Genomic DNA, 13,646 nt, shown 5'->3' with positions numbered 1-13,646 from the left:
ACTTTTGGCTGTTTCACCATATGCTGAAGACAGGCTCCCCTGTATGTGCATCGATAAAATGCGGATACACCGGCTTATAGACGAGCCGGTAGCTGTGTTCTTCATCATCCCCGTACTCTCTTTCCCAGCCAAGCTCAACTTTAAAATGCTGCCAAAAGATAGACTTGGCTTGTTCAACTGAAATAGCCGGCACAGGATCAATGGTTGCCAGCTTATTTGGGTCAATATCCGGTCCCATATAAACGGTGATATACCCTGTCTGGCGGCTGACACAAATTCTGATCTGCCCAAATCGGAGCGGAACTCCGTGACAATGCGCTTCAAACGTAAAACCAGCGACTGCGTTTTCTTCTTCATCTTTTTCGTCGTATCTGATCCTAAAATATTGATCGGCATTCGGAAATAAAGCAAATAGAAAGCGAAGCGCGATTTTTTCACACTCTGCCAAGGTTACTGTCAGCGGCCCTTTTTTCTCCATAAATGACATGACGCCTTCGAGTTTTCCGGTTTCTTTGTTATAGATGGTTTTCAGCACTTGATGAGTCCGTCCCTTAAACCAGCTGTCCATGCTTTTATCCGCCGGCTGATACACAGGGTCATCCGGATTCCGCCAAACGATTCCAATTCTCCCATCTCCCAAATCCGCTTCCCGCTCTTTGACAAACCCATTTTCAATACCAATCATGCTGTCAGGATCGGCCTTTTCGCGGATGCCCTCGAATAAAGGGAGAGGAAAGCTCTCCGGCTCCCTGTAATCATCGTCATCATCAACTGCTTGTTCTTCTTGAACCAAATCCGCAGGTACGGTAATCGCCCTACCTTCAGGCTCGTACACCAAATGCGGCTGATCATCTCCGTTTTTGTAAACAGAACGATGGAGAACCTCAAACAAAAGGTCGAACTCCACGTCCTTCTTGATAAAGGCAAGTGCCTCTTCAACATCCGCGACCCGCTTTGGCTTGATGATGCTGCCCGCTTCGCCGTAATAACGGAAGTAAACAATCTCACCTGATAAGGAAACATCAGCCATAAATCCGCTCATGGGGAGAGGAAGCCCAGCCTCCATTTGAACATATGAAAATCTCACTTTATCGCCGTATGCACGGTCATTTTCTTCACGAACAAAGGCAGAGAGTGCCCCCGGATGATGAGTCTCGACAAATTGGCGCATGATATCCTCTAGTTTCTCCTCAGACAGCCTTTCTCCGCTTTCAGGCTCAATATCACGGGAAAGGGATTCCAGCTCTCCGTCCGGTCCAAGCTCCACGATAATGCCGGTATTCTCATCCTGAGGATCTGCCCAACAAAAATGAGCTCTTTTATCATCACCGCCATAATCTTCAATTTCCAGTTTTAAGTGTGTCGGCACCCGGCCGATTTCCAGTGCTTTTTGTTTCAGTCCCTCTTTCTTCACAAAGGCGGCCCCTTTCATCCTTCTTAAGTTCCCTCCAACTAATCAAAAAGTAATAGTCTAAAATACACAGTTTTCTGAGTTTACCAGTTTTACCAGAACATTTTTCACCAAAAATAGGATGATGAACCTATTCAATATAAAAGCTAATAATCTTAAAATTAATTCCGTTGTAACTTTTTATAGGTCCATTCATGACAAAGGAGGGCGGAGTTTCCAGAAAATCCGGTGAAAACCGTGAGAAAAGAACTGATTTTTTTGGTTATATGATGCTAATCCATTCAAAAAGATCCATTTCTCAAAGACAAAAGACTCCCCTTTCCTAAACCATTTGAGGAGGAAAAATGAATGTTTCAGAAAAAAACGTACGCTGTTTTCCTAATTCTTCTGCTGATGATGTTTACAGCTGCTTGTTCCGGCAGCAAAACAAGCGCGGAGAAGAAAGAATCAGAAACAGAAAAAAGCTCAGATATAGCTCAAGTCAAAATCAAGGATGTCTCTTACACACTTCCGTCTAAATATGATAAGTCCACTTCAGATGACCAGCTTGTGTTAAAAGTCAATGTCGCGGTGAAAAACACAGGAAAAGACCCGCTGAATGTAGACAGTATGGATTTCACATTGTATCAAGGTGATACCAAAATGTCTGACACAGACCCTGAAGACTATAGCGAAAAGCTTCAGGGCAGCACGATTAACGCTGACAAATCCGTTGAAGGAAATCTTTTCTTCGTTGTAGATAAAGGCAAGCAATACGAGCTTAACTATACGCCGGAATCTTACGGTGATAAAAAGCCAAAATCAGTTACTTTTAAAATTGACGGAAAAGACAAAAAAATCCTGGCGACGGCAGATAAGCTCCAAGATTCTGCAAAAGCGTTATCAGCTTATGTTGATGTCCTTCTTTTCGGCAAAGATAACGCCGATTTCGAAAAAATCACCGGCGCTAACAAAAATGAAATTGTAAATGATTTTAATGAATCAGCCAAAGACGGTTATCTCTCAGCTTCCGGCCTTTCCAGCACATATGCGGACAGCAAAGCGCTTGATAATATCGTGAACGGCATTAAAGAGGGATTAAGCAAAAACTCTTCCATTCAAGCAAAAACGACTTCAATCTCTAAAGACGAAGCAATTGTTGAAGCCACAGTTAAACCTGTAGATGCATCTTCTCTTTCAGACCGCATCGAAGACAAAGTGAAAGACTACTACAGTAAAAACTCTAGTGCCAGCTATGAAGAGGCAGTGAAATACGCGCTTCAAGTCTATCCTGAGGAATTCAAAAAGCTTGGACCTGCTTCATCTGAAAAAACAGTTGAAGTGAAAATGAAGAAAAATGACATCGACCAATGGCAGCTTGATATGGATGATTACAGAGCAGCAGAATTAGTCGAAGCATTCATCAAAGAATAAAACACCAAAAGGAAATAGCCATGACGGCTATTTCCTTTTTTATTTGAAAATGTCGCTGATGAAATTCACTTCATCTTCGGTCAGTTCAATGTTCAAGGTTTTCAGGTTATCCTGTAATTGCTCCGGTCGTTTAGCTCCTGGAATAATGGCATCAATCGCCGGTCTCGTTAACAGCCACGCCAAGGCGACATGTGCCGTATCCGCTTGTTTTTCCTCCGCTACTGCTTTCAGCTTATCTACTTTTTTGAGATTGTGGATAAACGTTTCACCCTGAAATTGAGGTTTATCCTTTCTGAAATCATCAAAGACTGTGTCTTGCGTGAATTTTCCTGTCAGCAGTCCGGACGCAAGCGGAAAGTAAGGAATAAAGGAGATGCCTTGTTTTTCACAGTATGGAAGAAGCTCTTTCTCGGCATCACGCTGTATGAGAGAATATTCGGCCTGGAAGACCTCCAAATAGCCGTCAGCATTAAAATCCTGCAATTGCTGATAATCGAGGTTCGAAGCGCCGATCGCTTTGATTTTCCCCTCATCCTTCAGCTCTTTCAAAGTGCCCGCCACTTCAGCGAGAGGTGTTTTTCCATCCGGAAAGTGAACATAATACAAATCAATGTAATCTGTTTTCAGCCGCTTCAGGCTCTTCTCCACCTCGCTGCGAAGAAACTCCCGGCTATTGTCTAATTCAATGCTGCCGTCCACTTCTTTATGAGCTCCTTTGGTGGCGATGATGAGCTCATTCCGCACGCCGCGTTCCTGTACGACTTCGCCGATTAATTCTTCAGATCGCCCCAATCCATATATAAAGGCGGTATCGATAAAATTGACGCCGCCATCCAATGCCGTGCGCACTAAATCCTTCCCTGTTTCATCATTTAGATTTGGAAATAGATTATGCCCGCCGACCGCATTCGCGCCGAATCCGATCCGCTTCACCTTCAGCTTCGTTTTGCCGAGTGTACGTGTTTGATCCATTGTTCCTTCTCCTTTGAAACCAATTTTGATGAAAAATAGTGCAGGGTCACTTTTTGTATTAGATATCCTTTTTCTATTTTCCTTCTTTTTTCAGGATATACAAAAAGGAGAAAGTGTATTTCTCCTTTCGCAAGTTTATTTTGGAAGAACCCATTTGTCTTTCAGGAAGCAGGCTCTGGCTAGTAAAAAGAAGATGGCGATGAGCACGGCGATGGTTCCTGACGTAGACAAAATGGTAGCCGGGTCAACCATCCCGAATAAAAGCTGTTTAAATAACGCATGCAGGTTCAGAAACGGGATGAGAAAGTATGATAAGTCAAATTGGTTCGGTGCCTTGCTGAAGATGAAAAACATCGGGAACACAGGCAGAAAGACGACGAGAGACATATAACTTTGCGCTTCTTTTACCGAGCTGGACATGATGCTGATGAAAAGCTCCATCGCAGATATCAGCAATGCAGAGAGCACAATGATTAAGGCTGAAGCGCCGATTACACTCCACATATGATCTCCCAGCTGGAAGGCCGTTTTTAAATTTTCGGTAAATAACACGGTGGACAAAATCAAAAACACCAAAGCAAATACACCTGAAGCCACGCCAAAAGTGGAAACCGCAAGCCACTTGCCGACCAGCACTTTGTTTCTGCTGACTGGCGTTAATAGCAGCGCCTCGATTGACTTTCGGTCCTTTTCACCGGCCATGATATCAAGAGCGATCGGCATTGCGCCGGAAACAATGGAAGTCAGAATCAGCATGGGCAGAATGGCGGAAAGCATAATAGCGGAAGTCCCTTTCTCCTCATCCGCTTCCTTTTGCTGAATTGTAAACGGCTGGATCACCGATTGATCAATATGCTTATTTGTTAAACGTTGCTGCACAATTTCATTTTTGTACTGATCTAAGGCAGACTGCACAAGCTGCATGGCATTTGACGACCCTTGATCGATTGAATTGCCGTAAACATCAACCTTAAAAGGTGTCATGCTGTTGACATATGAGTCGAACTCTTTCGGGACGTTCAGATAGGCATCTGCTTTTCCTTCATCAACTGCCTCTTCAGGCTTTGCAAATGTTTTTACGCTGATTTCGTCAATCTCATTAAGCTTGCTTTCCAGTGCGGGCGGAAGCGAATGGCCGACAGCCAGCGTGTACTGCTCCCCTTTGTCGGACAGCATGCTTTCATAAAAAAAGACAAGTCCAAGCATCATAATCATCGGCACTAAGATTGTGAGTAATATCGTTTTTCTGTCGCGTAAAGCGTCGATCATTTCTTTTTTATAAATATGGCTCAGCATTTAAGAAATCCCCCTGACAAGCTTAGACATAAAGATGTAATTCAAATCCTCACTGCGCTCGCTCTCGTATAGTGATTCAAGCGCCCCTCGGTAAATCACCTCTCCGCTGTGAATCATGATGACACTGTCACAGAGCGCCTGCACTTCCTCCATAATGTGGCTGGAGAAAAGAATCGTTTTTTGTTCTCTTTTCAGCTGCTGTATAAATTCGCGGAAGATGTTGCTTGACGTAATATCAAGCCCAGTTGTCGGCTCATCAAATAAAATGATGTCCGGATCGTGAATCAGCGCTCTGGCAATGGCGACTTTCTGCCTCATGCCTTTCGAAAACCCGCCCACTCTCCGGTTCATATAATCGCGCATGCCGAACCGTTTCGATAAATCTTCTATTCTTGCTTTGATCTCGTGGCGGTTCAGCCCATACAGCCTGCCGAAGTATTGGAGATTTTCTTTAGCGGTCATCCTGTCGTAAAGCCCGGTTTCTCCTCCGAATAAGACACCGATTCTTTGTTTGACCTCAGCCGGCTGCTTGACCGTGTCAAAGCCGTCTACTGTGATTACACCCTGTGATGGTTCAAGCAAGGAAGCAATCATTCTCAGCATCGTCGTTTTGCCGGCACCGTTTTCTCCGAGAATGCCGACGACTTCTCCTTTTTCAATTGTTAAGCTTACATCTCGCACCGCTTTGACTACTTTTTTCTTATCCTGAAACCTGCGGCTGCAATCGGTCAGTGTAATCATGTCACAATCTCCCTTATCTTTATTTCTAGTAATGACTATATACGAAAAGCTGGATTAGTTGGATAAAGTTGTCGCGAAGAGTTCTTTTTATGTCGTGAAATGGGATAGAATAAAGATGATTCTATGTAACTAGGGGAATGATAATGGTAAAAGTCGGACTTGTAGATGATTATCGAGTAGATTTAGAGAAGTTAGAAGCGATCGTGTCCAGAATGCAGGACGTCGAAATTGTCTTTTCCACCGATTCAGCGAAGGAAGCCTACAGGCGGGTAAAGAACGGAGACATTGATCTGCTGCTTGCCGATATCGAGATGCCCCATATGTCTGGCTACGAGCTTGCTGATTTGATCAAATCCCATTCACTTGATGTGGATGTGATTTTTGTTACCGGCCACGGCGGTTATGCGGTTCACGCCTTTGACCTGAACGTCCATGATTATATTATGAAGCCGTACTATGCCGACCGTCTGGCCGCTTCCTTCGACCGGTACTTGAAAAAGAAAACGGAAACGAGTTTGAATGGGCGTATATTGATAAAGCAAAAGTCTGAAATGCACGTCCTGCAAAAGAAGGATATTATTTTCGCAGAACGGACGGGACGTTCGACGACGATTGTGACAACCGCCGAAGAGGTGCAAACGTATCAAACATTAAATGATATTAAAGGCGACCTGCCCGAAAAAGATTTTCTTCGTTCGCATCGTTCCTTTATTATCAACATTCATTACATAAAGCATTTTTCCGCTTATACCAAGCATTCATTCACAGTTTCCTTTGAGGGAACGTCTAAAAAAGCGATGATCACTAAGCAGCAGCTTGATTATTTTCAAAACTACTATTTTTGAGGAGTTTAGTACGTGATTACCCTTTTTCAATGTCTTTATCTGATTTTATTTAGTTTCATATGTTATCAGGGAGCTGCTGCTTTTTCACACAGCACAGCCGCCTCTTGGCTCGCCGCTGCTTTAGGCGCAGCTGCTGCAGGATTGTACATTTGGAATACGAAGCGGGTGTGGAAACACTGTTCCTCAGGGCTTTGTGCGTGGATTGCGGTGATTCAAGTGATGTCGGTGGGAGTGGTGTTGATTGGCACAGACATCATGCCGGTATTATGTGTAATCGCGATATTTGCAGGGTGTGAAGGGCTCCGTATCGGACAGTCTGCTTTGCAGGCAAGGCTTTCTGATCAAATTGATAAGCTGACTCAAGCTGAACAGCACGCCAATCAAATGCTGATTGATGTCAGAAGCCGGAATCATGACACAATGAAACATATCACTGCAATCAAATCAGCTCAGCCCAAGGCAGATACACAAGCATATATTCAAAACTGGGCGGATCAATACAGCCAATATGACCGTTTTTTGAAAGGAGAGAACGCGTACGTTGCAGGGGTGCTTTATGATTTTTTAGAAAAAGCCCGCGCCTCGAATGTGAGTGTTTCGCTGCATATGCATACACCGCTTTCTTCCCTTCCGTTTTCGCCTGCTGATCAGGTCAGCTTGGTCGGCAACATATTAGAAAATGCGCTCGACAGCGCGGCGGAGGCCCGAGAAAAAGCAGAGATTAAACTGGAGACTTCACTGCGCAGCGGGCTTTATGTACTGACTTGTGAAAACAGCACTCCCGGGATGGACCCAAAAGTGCTCGATACAATTTATCAATCGTTTGGCCGCTCAACGAAAAACGGCGCTCATGAAGGCATGGGCACATATATCATTCAAAAACTGGTGAAGGGCGCTTTTGGCAGGCTGGATTTTACCTACCGCCACCCCATCTTCCGGTTAGAAATCAAAATTCCGTTTCAGAAATAAAAAAACCTTGAAAAGCCTGGCTTTTCAAGGTTTTTTCCATTATGAGGATAACGCTTGTGCAAAACGATCTGCTTCATCTTGCAGCGTGCTTTCAATTTCTTTGTAACGGCTGGAAATCGTTGATGCGCTAACGCCGTATTTTTTCGCCAGTTTAGCCTGGGAAACGGACGCGCCGTTAAGAGAAATTGCGTTTACATAATATTCAACTGCCGCCGCAAAAGCTTCCGGCTTTCTGATGACAGGTGATTTTTTCTCGCAGAATGTTTTCCAGATGTCAATAACAGCTGGGATCAATTCAGTCGGATACTCTTCCCCGCTCATGCCTTCTTCAATAGCCGCAGCGGTTTCTTTCTCCAAGTCGTTTGCCCACTCAACAGTGCTTACTTCCGCTTTCTCTGCTTGTGGCTCTTCATCTTTCTCAGCTAACAACGCGAACAGAACGTTGTTGAATTCCTGCTTCATGAAGTCCTCCGGCGTTTTGCCGTCCTTCACAGCGGCATCCGCATATTTCTTCACCTTGCTGATCAGCGCTTCTGTTCTCTTCACCGGGAAGATCGTGAACTGCATGAAGAATTCTGCTTTTTCCGCTTCGTGGATTGGGTATCCAAGAATCAGGCTTCCCACTGGAGGAAGGTCTTGATTGCTGGCGTCCATTTCCACTTCGAATTGTTTTGCCGTAATGACATCTTCAAAGTGAATGATGCCTTCCTTCAGGTCCTTCAGCAGCAATAAAGCAGGCGTCATGCTCTGCCATGATTCTACGATCTCACGCGTTTTCGGACGAGTGATCGAATCGCCTTTTTTCTGAAGGTACTCTTCGAAGATTGTCTTCTCACCAGCAAGCGGGTGGAAGAAGATTCCCCAGATTCCTAAGTTAAATACGCTGATGTCTTTCGTCTGTCTGTCCATAGCAGAAAGAAAATCATGCTGGTTGATAAAGCCTGAAATGCTTTCTCTATGTACTGTGAAGGCATACTCCACTAAGTCTTCCTGAATTTGTTTCGCTTCTTTTGCCGCTAGTTCCGCCGGGAAGTCGACAACTTTACTTCCGCAGCATTTTTTATATTTCTTGCCGCTGCCGCATGGGCAAGGGGCATTTCGTTTCACTTTTCCCACAATAAACCCTCCGAATTCTGTTGTAACTTTTCTATTTTAACAAAAATAACTTCTGAGGGCTTGGTTTCGGGCTAAAAAAGAATTTGGTAATGTGATAAGCTGGCTGATTATGCCAATTTACCTATGACATTTTCACCAACTTTTGTGATTTAAGGCTTATCACCTATTCCCACTTTAGGCCCTTCTTTTTTACAATCATTAGGTGTTTATTTAACATTTTAAGGAGTGTTTCTATTGGAACTAGCTGGTTTCATGCTGCGCGCCTGCGCTCTTTTACTTGATGTAATCATTGCCGCAGCAGTGATTTTGGCAGCCGGATTTACGTTTGGCGATGGGTCCGCCGGTGTCATTATTGTCGCCATATTGATGCTGATTGTGTACCCTTTGCTGATGCCGCTGACAAATTGGAAGGGCACACTGGGCAAAAAAATCATCGGGCTGCAAATCGTGAGGGACGAAACATATAAAAAAATATCCTTCCCGCAAGCCATTGTCCGTTACCTGATAGCGTGGGTGCATGTGTTCTCCCGCCTGATCTATTTGACTGCCGCATTTACGAAGAAAAAACAAACCGTTCATGATATGGCTGCGAAAACCATTGTGCTGAAAGCAGAATAACCTTGAAGAATAGCATTCTTCAAGGTTTTGTTTTTCATTAATTCGTATTCTGGCCCCCGCCGTTCAGCCCTTCTTTAATCAGGCTGTTGACTTGGCTGCTGTACAGAAGGCCGATGTGTCCAACGCCATGGATTTGAACGTTTCTAGCACCATCTAATCTTGATAAGTAATTCATGACAATCATATCGGCACTGCTGTAAATGGATGTGTATAAAATCTTTTGATTTGGATCTGTTCCCGGAAGCGCCTTGCCTGTCGTCAAACGGTTCGCGCCGCCAAGCGTCACGACGTTTGCAACTTTATTTCCGCCGTCCAGATTTTTTATGTAGTAAAGTGTGTTCGCGCCCCCCATGCTGTGAGCGACAATATCCACTTTTTTCGCACCCGTTTCATCTAAAACCTTTTGCACAAATCGTGATAATACCGGTCCATTGTTATAATTTGTGCCTGTCTTGTCCCAAAAATCAACTGCATACAGCTTGTCCCGCGACCAGCCCTGAGATACGAGATAGCTCTTAATTCCCGCAAAATTGAATGATGCCCCTCCAATACCGTGAACCATAACGACTGGATTGTGTTCAGCGGCTTTTGCTGACGGCTGCAACGCAAACAGCGATGTAACAGACAGCATCAAAATTGTTACAAGTGCAATGATCCTTCTTTTTACAAATTTCATAATATCCTCCTTTTTTTGTAACAAATTCTCCAATTATATTACGTTACCAAATTAATTAAGTAAAGGGTAATTTTGGCTTATTTTTAAAGAAATTTTAAGATTCAGAGGTCATTATTGGTCCTAAAAAGCCAAAAAAAAGAAGGCTTATTCGCCTTCTTTTCTTCAATACTCATTGAAATAAGCTTGGATTTTTTGAGGATCATTTGTTTTGGTAAGCGCAAGCATCAGCAACATCCGTGCTTTTTGGGGGTTTAAAGAGTTCGATGCCAGCAAGTCCTTTTCCGCATAGTCTTGGTTTGGTGTGACGACACCATTTCCCGTGCGGGTAGAGCGCACCACTGTAACGCCTTTTTTGACTGCGCTGTCCGCCCCTTTTTCGGCTGCATCAGATAAAGACCCGTTCCCAGAACCGGCAAATACAATCCCCTTTGCTCCGGCTTTTACAGCAGCGTCAAACAGGTAGCTTCCGTCATTTTGGTATCCATAGATAATGTCAACCTGCGGCAGCTCATCAAGATTAGAAACCGAGAAATCCGTGTCCTTCGTATGCTTACGGGTAATCTCATTATTAAAATAGATATCATCTGCAATTGTTCCGACGAAGCCCATTTCTTCTGATTTAAATGTATCTGTTGTAGTTGTGTTTGTTTTGGTGACATATCGGGCTGAGGCAATCCGGTCGTTAAGAACAACAAGCGTCCCTTTCCCTTTTGCCTCAGGGGCACCTGCCACTTTCACTGCATTGTACAGGTTAGAAGGCCCATCAGCGCTGATGGCTGTGGAAGGTCTCATCGAACCGACAATAACAACCGGTTTATCACTTTTCACGGTAAGATTCAAAAAATAAGCGGTTTCCTCCAATGTATCTGTTCCATGAGTCACGACGATTCCGTCTACATCATCTGAAGCGAGCAAGTGGTTGATGCGTTTCGCCAGCTTCAGCAATATTTTATTATCAATATTTGTGCTGCCGACGTTAACAATCTGCTCGCCGCTGACGTTTGCAATGTCCTTCATTTCTGGAACTGCCTCGATCAGTGATTCAACGCCGACAACACCTGCTTTATATTCAGTTGTTGAGGTTTTCGATTGATCGGCACCAGCTATCGTGCCTCCTGTCGCTAAAATTCTAATGTTTGGCAGATCCTTTTTTTCAGAGGCAGAAGCCGAAGAGACTTTTTGTGTCTGAGCTTTTTCTTTCGGGGATTCTTTTGTTTCAGGAGAATGTGAACATCCGGTAAAAACAAACAATAGTGCGGTAAAAAGTACGAGCATTCGTTGTTTTTTCATCTATTTCTCTCCTTACATCCATATGATGATTAATCATTGTACATTTTATCTATTCAGTCAAAAGATCAGTCAGCTTTTCTCTCAGTATTTTTTGTTGTCATATCCTTCTTTTTTTGTCTTTTCATACAATGAATTTTTCTTGACAATTGATGATTGAATCAAGATAATAGACCAGTCACTATATTTTTGATTGCAATTCAGTAAGGTGGGAATGTTATGAGTTATGGAGATTCCCGTGAGAAAATCCTTTCGGCAGCTACCCGGCTTTTTCAGCTGCAAGGGTATTACGGCACGGGGCTGAACCAGATTATAAAGGAAAGCGGCGCGCCTAAAGGCTCTCTTTACTACCACTTTCCCGGGGGTAAAGAACAGCTTGCGATCGAAGCCGTGAATGAGATGAAGGAGTATATCCGTCAGAAAATCGCGGACTGCATGGAAGCCTGCACCGATCCAGCGGAAGGCATTCAAGCCTTTTTGAAGGAGCTCTCCTGCCAGTTTTCATGTACGGAAGACATTGAAGGCTTGCCTGTGGGCTTGCTAGCGGCTGAGACGTCATTGAAAAGCGAACCGTTGCGCGAAGCCTGTCATGAAGCCTACAAAGAATGGGCCTCTGTGTATGAGGAAAAACTGCGGCAGACTGGCTGCAGCGAGAGCCGTGCAAAAGAAGCCAGCACTGTGGTTAACGCGATGATTGAAGGCGGCATCCTTTTATCTTTGACGGCAAAAAACAGTACGCCGCTCCTTCATATCTCCAGCTGCATTCCTGACCTGCTGAAGAGATAAAAAAAACGACATACTACATGCAGTTGATAGAGAGGGGAAATGATTTTGGAAACAACAGCTAAAGCATCTCAGCAATACAAAGTGATGCCGATTATGATTTCCTTGCTGTTGGCCGGTTTTATCGGCATGTTCAGTGAAACAGCGCTGAATATTGCGTTAACCGACCTTATGAAGGAATTGAACATTACAGCGGCAACCGTCCAATGGTTAACGACGGGCTACCTGCTTGTACTCGGTATCCTTGTTCCTGTTTCAGGACTGCTGTTGCAGTGGTTCACAACAAGACAGCTTTTTACCGTGTCACTTATCTTTTCAATTTTAGGTACATTCATTGCGGCGCTTGCGCCGAGCTTCTCGTTTTTATTAGCGGCAAGGATCGTTCAGGCACTTGGAACCGGTCTTTTACTGCCGCTGATGTTTAACACAATCTTGGTGATTTTCCCGCCTCATAAACGGGGTGCCGCAATGGGAACGATCGGGCTTGTCATTATGTTCGCGCCCGCCATCGGCCCAACTTTCTCAGGATTGGTTCTGGAGCATCTCAACTGGCACTGGATTTTCTGGATCTCTCTTCCATTCCTTGTGCTGGCGCTTGTTTTCGGTATCGCATATATGCAAAATGTATCTGAAACGACAAAGCCGAAAATCGATGTATTGTCTATCATCCTGTCGACGATTGGCTTCGGCGGCATTGTATTCGGATTCAGCAACGCGGGTGAAGGCTCCGGGGGATGGTCCAGCCCGACTGTTATCGTGTCGCTGATTGTCGGCGTTGTCGGCCTTATCTTATTTTCAATCCGCCAGCTGACAATGAAGCAGCCTATGATGAACCTCCGTGCGTTCAAATACCCGATGTTTATTTTGGGTGTGATCATGGTGTTCATTTGTATGATGGTCATTCTGTCATCTATGCTGCTTCTGCCGATGTATCTGCAAGGCGGCTTAGTCCTCACTGCATTTGCATCTGGTCTTGTTCTCTTGCCGGGCGGTATTTTAAATGGATTTATGTCCCCTGTTACAGGCCGCTTGTTCGATAAATACGGGCCGAAATGGCTTGTCATTCCGGGATTTGTGATTGTCACCGTTGTACTATGGTTCTTCTCAAATGTCACGACCACTTCAACAGCTGTGCTGATTATCATCCTGCACACCTGCTTGATGATCGGGATTTCTATGATCATGATGCCTGCACAGACAAACGGTTTAAACCAACTGCCGCGTGAATTTTATCCAGACGGCACCGCCATTATGAACACGCTGCAGCAAATGGCCGGCGCTATCGGAACAGCGGTTGCGGTCAGCATTATGGCTGCAGGCCAGCATGATTATATGAGTACAGTTAAAAACCCTGCCGATCCGGCAGTCATCCCGCAAGCTTTGACAGCAGGCGTACAGCACGCATTTGTGTTTGCAATGATTGTTGCCATTATCGGTTTAATTGGCGCTTTCTTTATGAAACGCGTTAAAGTAGATCATTAATATGAAAAGCCCCTGACTAGTGTTCAGGGGCTTTTTC

The 13,646-nt window shown here is 44.5% G+C and carries 14 protein-coding genes; 7 read left to right on the top strand and 7 right to left on the bottom strand.

Features of this window, described 5'->3' with window-relative positions; all coding sequences use genetic code 11:
- Positions 1 to 13 precede the first annotated feature (13 nt).
- On the bottom strand, positions 14 to 1,432 hold the full coding sequence (gene ycdB / locus BSU_02790) for a hypothetical protein (RefSeq protein ID NP_388161.1): 1,419 nt from the start codon (positions 1,430 to 1,432) through the stop codon (positions 14 to 16).
- A gap of 173 nt (positions 1,433 to 1,605) precedes the next feature.
- On the opposite strand from ycdB, the gene BSU_02785 reads away from it, so the two are divergent.
- Together BSU_02785 and ycdA are read left to right on the top strand one after the other, a co-directional pair.
- On the top strand, positions 1,606 to 1,737 hold the full coding sequence (locus BSU_02785) for a hypothetical protein (protein YP_009513941.1): 132 nt from the start codon (positions 1,606 to 1,608) through the stop codon (positions 1,735 to 1,737).
- A gap of 22 nt (positions 1,738 to 1,759) precedes the next feature.
- Positions 1,760 to 2,824 carry a lipoprotein involved in swarming behaviour gene (ycdA, locus tag BSU_02780; RefSeq protein NP_388160.1) on the top strand — a complete coding sequence of 355 codons (1,065 nt, stop codon included), beginning with the start codon at positions 1,760 to 1,762 and terminating at the stop codon, positions 2,822 to 2,824.
- Between the two features lie 39 nt (positions 2,825 to 2,863).
- Here ycdA and yccK read toward each other — a convergent pair whose 3' ends face one another.
- The 3 genes from yccK to natA all read right to left on the bottom strand — a co-directional run bounded on the left by yccK (position 2,864) and on the right by natA (position 5,833).
- Entirely contained in the window at positions 2,864 to 3,796 is a 933-nt protein-coding gene (gene yccK, locus BSU_02770) for a putative ion channel associated aldo-keto reductase (protein NP_388159.1), read from the bottom strand.
- Positions 3,797 to 3,931: 135 nt separating this feature from the next.
- Positions 3,932 to 5,092, bottom strand: coding sequence for a Na+ ABC efflux transporter (permease) (gene natB, locus BSU_02760; RefSeq protein NP_388158.1), 1,161 nt, complete (start codon positions 5,090 to 5,092; stop codon positions 3,932 to 3,934).
- Positions 5,093 to 5,833 (bottom strand): Na+ ABC efflux transporter (ATP-binding protein), encoded by a 741-nt coding sequence (gene natA / locus BSU_02750; RefSeq protein NP_388157.1) that lies wholly within the window; start codon positions 5,831 to 5,833, stop codon positions 5,093 to 5,095.
- A gap of 143 nt (positions 5,834 to 5,976) precedes the next feature.
- On the opposite strand from natA, the gene natR reads away from it, so the two are divergent.
- Entirely contained in the window at positions 5,977 to 6,678 is a 702-nt protein-coding gene (natR, locus tag BSU_02740; protein NP_388156.1) for a two-component response regulator [NatK], read from the top strand.
- 12 nt (positions 6,679 to 6,690) lie between these two features.
- Positions 6,691 to 7,647 (top strand): two-component sensor histidine kinase [NatR], encoded by a 957-nt coding sequence (gene natK, locus BSU_02730; protein NP_388155.1) that lies wholly within the window; start codon positions 6,691 to 6,693, stop codon positions 7,645 to 7,647.
- Positions 7,648 to 7,686: 39 nt separating this feature from the next.
- On the opposite strand, the gene yccF is transcribed toward natK, so the two are convergent.
- Positions 7,687 to 8,763, bottom strand: coding sequence for a hypothetical protein (yccF, locus tag BSU_02720; protein NP_388154.1), 1,077 nt, complete (start codon positions 8,761 to 8,763; stop codon positions 7,687 to 7,689).
- A 234-nt stretch (positions 8,764 to 8,997) separates the two neighbouring features.
- Between yccF and yczC the strand changes: the two genes are divergently transcribed.
- Positions 8,998 to 9,381 (top strand): putative integral membrane protein of unknown function, encoded by a 384-nt coding sequence (yczC, locus tag BSU_02710; protein NP_388153.1) that lies wholly within the window; start codon positions 8,998 to 9,000, stop codon positions 9,379 to 9,381.
- A 37-nt stretch (positions 9,382 to 9,418) separates the two neighbouring features.
- On the opposite strand, the gene estA is transcribed toward yczC, so the two are convergent.
- Positions 9,419 to 10,057, bottom strand: a complete 639-nt coding sequence (gene estA / locus BSU_02700; protein NP_388152.1) for a secreted alkaliphilic lipase — start codon at positions 10,055 to 10,057, stop codon at positions 9,419 to 9,421.
- A 162-nt stretch (positions 10,058 to 10,219) separates the two neighbouring features.
- The gene (gene ansZ / locus BSU_02690; RefSeq protein ID NP_388151.1) at positions 10,220 to 11,347 is read right to left on the bottom strand and encodes an L-asparaginase 2 (putative lipoprotein); all 1,128 of its coding nucleotides are present in this window, start codon (positions 11,345 to 11,347) and stop codon (positions 10,220 to 10,222) included.
- Positions 11,348 to 11,563: 216 nt separating this feature from the next.
- Here ansZ and lmrA point away from each other — a divergent pair, with 216 nt between their 5' ends.
- Together lmrA and lmrB are read left to right on the top strand one after the other, a co-directional pair.
- The gene (lmrA, locus tag BSU_02680; protein NP_388150.1) at positions 11,564 to 12,130 is read left to right on the top strand and encodes a transcriptional repressor of lmrAB and yxaGH operons (flavonoid and antibiotic resistance); all 567 of its coding nucleotides are present in this window, start codon (positions 11,564 to 11,566) and stop codon (positions 12,128 to 12,130) included.
- A 39-nt stretch (positions 12,131 to 12,169) separates the two neighbouring features.
- Positions 12,170 to 13,609: a flavonoid efflux transporter; drug-export protein gene (lmrB, locus tag BSU_02670; RefSeq protein NP_388149.1), complete on the top strand. Its 1,440-nt coding sequence runs from the start codon at positions 12,170 to 12,172 to the stop codon at positions 13,607 to 13,609.
- Positions 13,610 to 13,646: the final 37 nt, after the last annotated feature.

This window comes from Bacillus subtilis subsp. subtilis str. 168 (assembly GCF_000009045.1).
In the GTDB taxonomy this organism is placed as follows: Bacteria; Bacillota; Bacilli; order Bacillales; family Bacillaceae; genus Bacillus; species Bacillus subtilis.
Note: the sequence above shows the minus strand (reverse complement) of the source record. Positions and strands in the feature narration are given on the sequence as shown.

What these genes read in the sequence shown, in the direction of transcription:
- ycdB (NP_388161.1), bottom strand. Translation starts at nt 1,432, where the DNA reads ATGAAAGGGGCCGCCTTTGTGAAGAAAGAGGGACTGAAACAAAAAGCA.
- BSU_02785 (YP_009513941.1), top strand. Translation starts at nt 1,606, where the DNA reads ATGACAAAGGAGGGCGGAGTTTCCAGAAAATCCGGTGAAAACCGTGAG.
- ycdA (NP_388160.1), top strand. Translation starts at nt 1,760, where the DNA reads ATGTTTCAGAAAAAAACGTACGCTGTTTTCCTAATTCTTCTGCTGATG.
- yccK (NP_388159.1), bottom strand. Translation starts at nt 3,796, where the DNA reads ATGGATCAAACACGTACACTCGGCAAAACGAAGCTGAAGGTGAAGCGG.
- natB (NP_388158.1), bottom strand. Translation starts at nt 5,092, where the DNA reads ATGCTGAGCCATATTTATAAAAAAGAAATGATCGACGCTTTACGCGAC.
- natA (NP_388157.1), bottom strand. Translation starts at nt 5,833, where the DNA reads ATGATTACACTGACCGATTGCAGCCGCAGGTTTCAGGATAAGAAAAAA.
- natR (NP_388156.1), top strand. Translation starts at nt 5,977, where the DNA reads ATGGTAAAAGTCGGACTTGTAGATGATTATCGAGTAGATTTAGAGAAG.
- estA (NP_388152.1), bottom strand. Translation starts at nt 10,057, where the DNA reads ATGAAATTTGTAAAAAGAAGGATCATTGCACTTGTAACAATTTTGATG.
- ansZ (NP_388151.1), bottom strand. Translation starts at nt 11,347, where the DNA reads ATGAAAAAACAACGAATGCTCGTACTTTTTACCGCACTATTGTTTGTT.
- lmrA (NP_388150.1), top strand. Translation starts at nt 11,564, where the DNA reads ATGAGTTATGGAGATTCCCGTGAGAAAATCCTTTCGGCAGCTACCCGG.
- lmrB (NP_388149.1), top strand. Translation starts at nt 12,170, where the DNA reads ATGATTTTGGAAACAACAGCTAAAGCATCTCAGCAATACAAAGTGATG.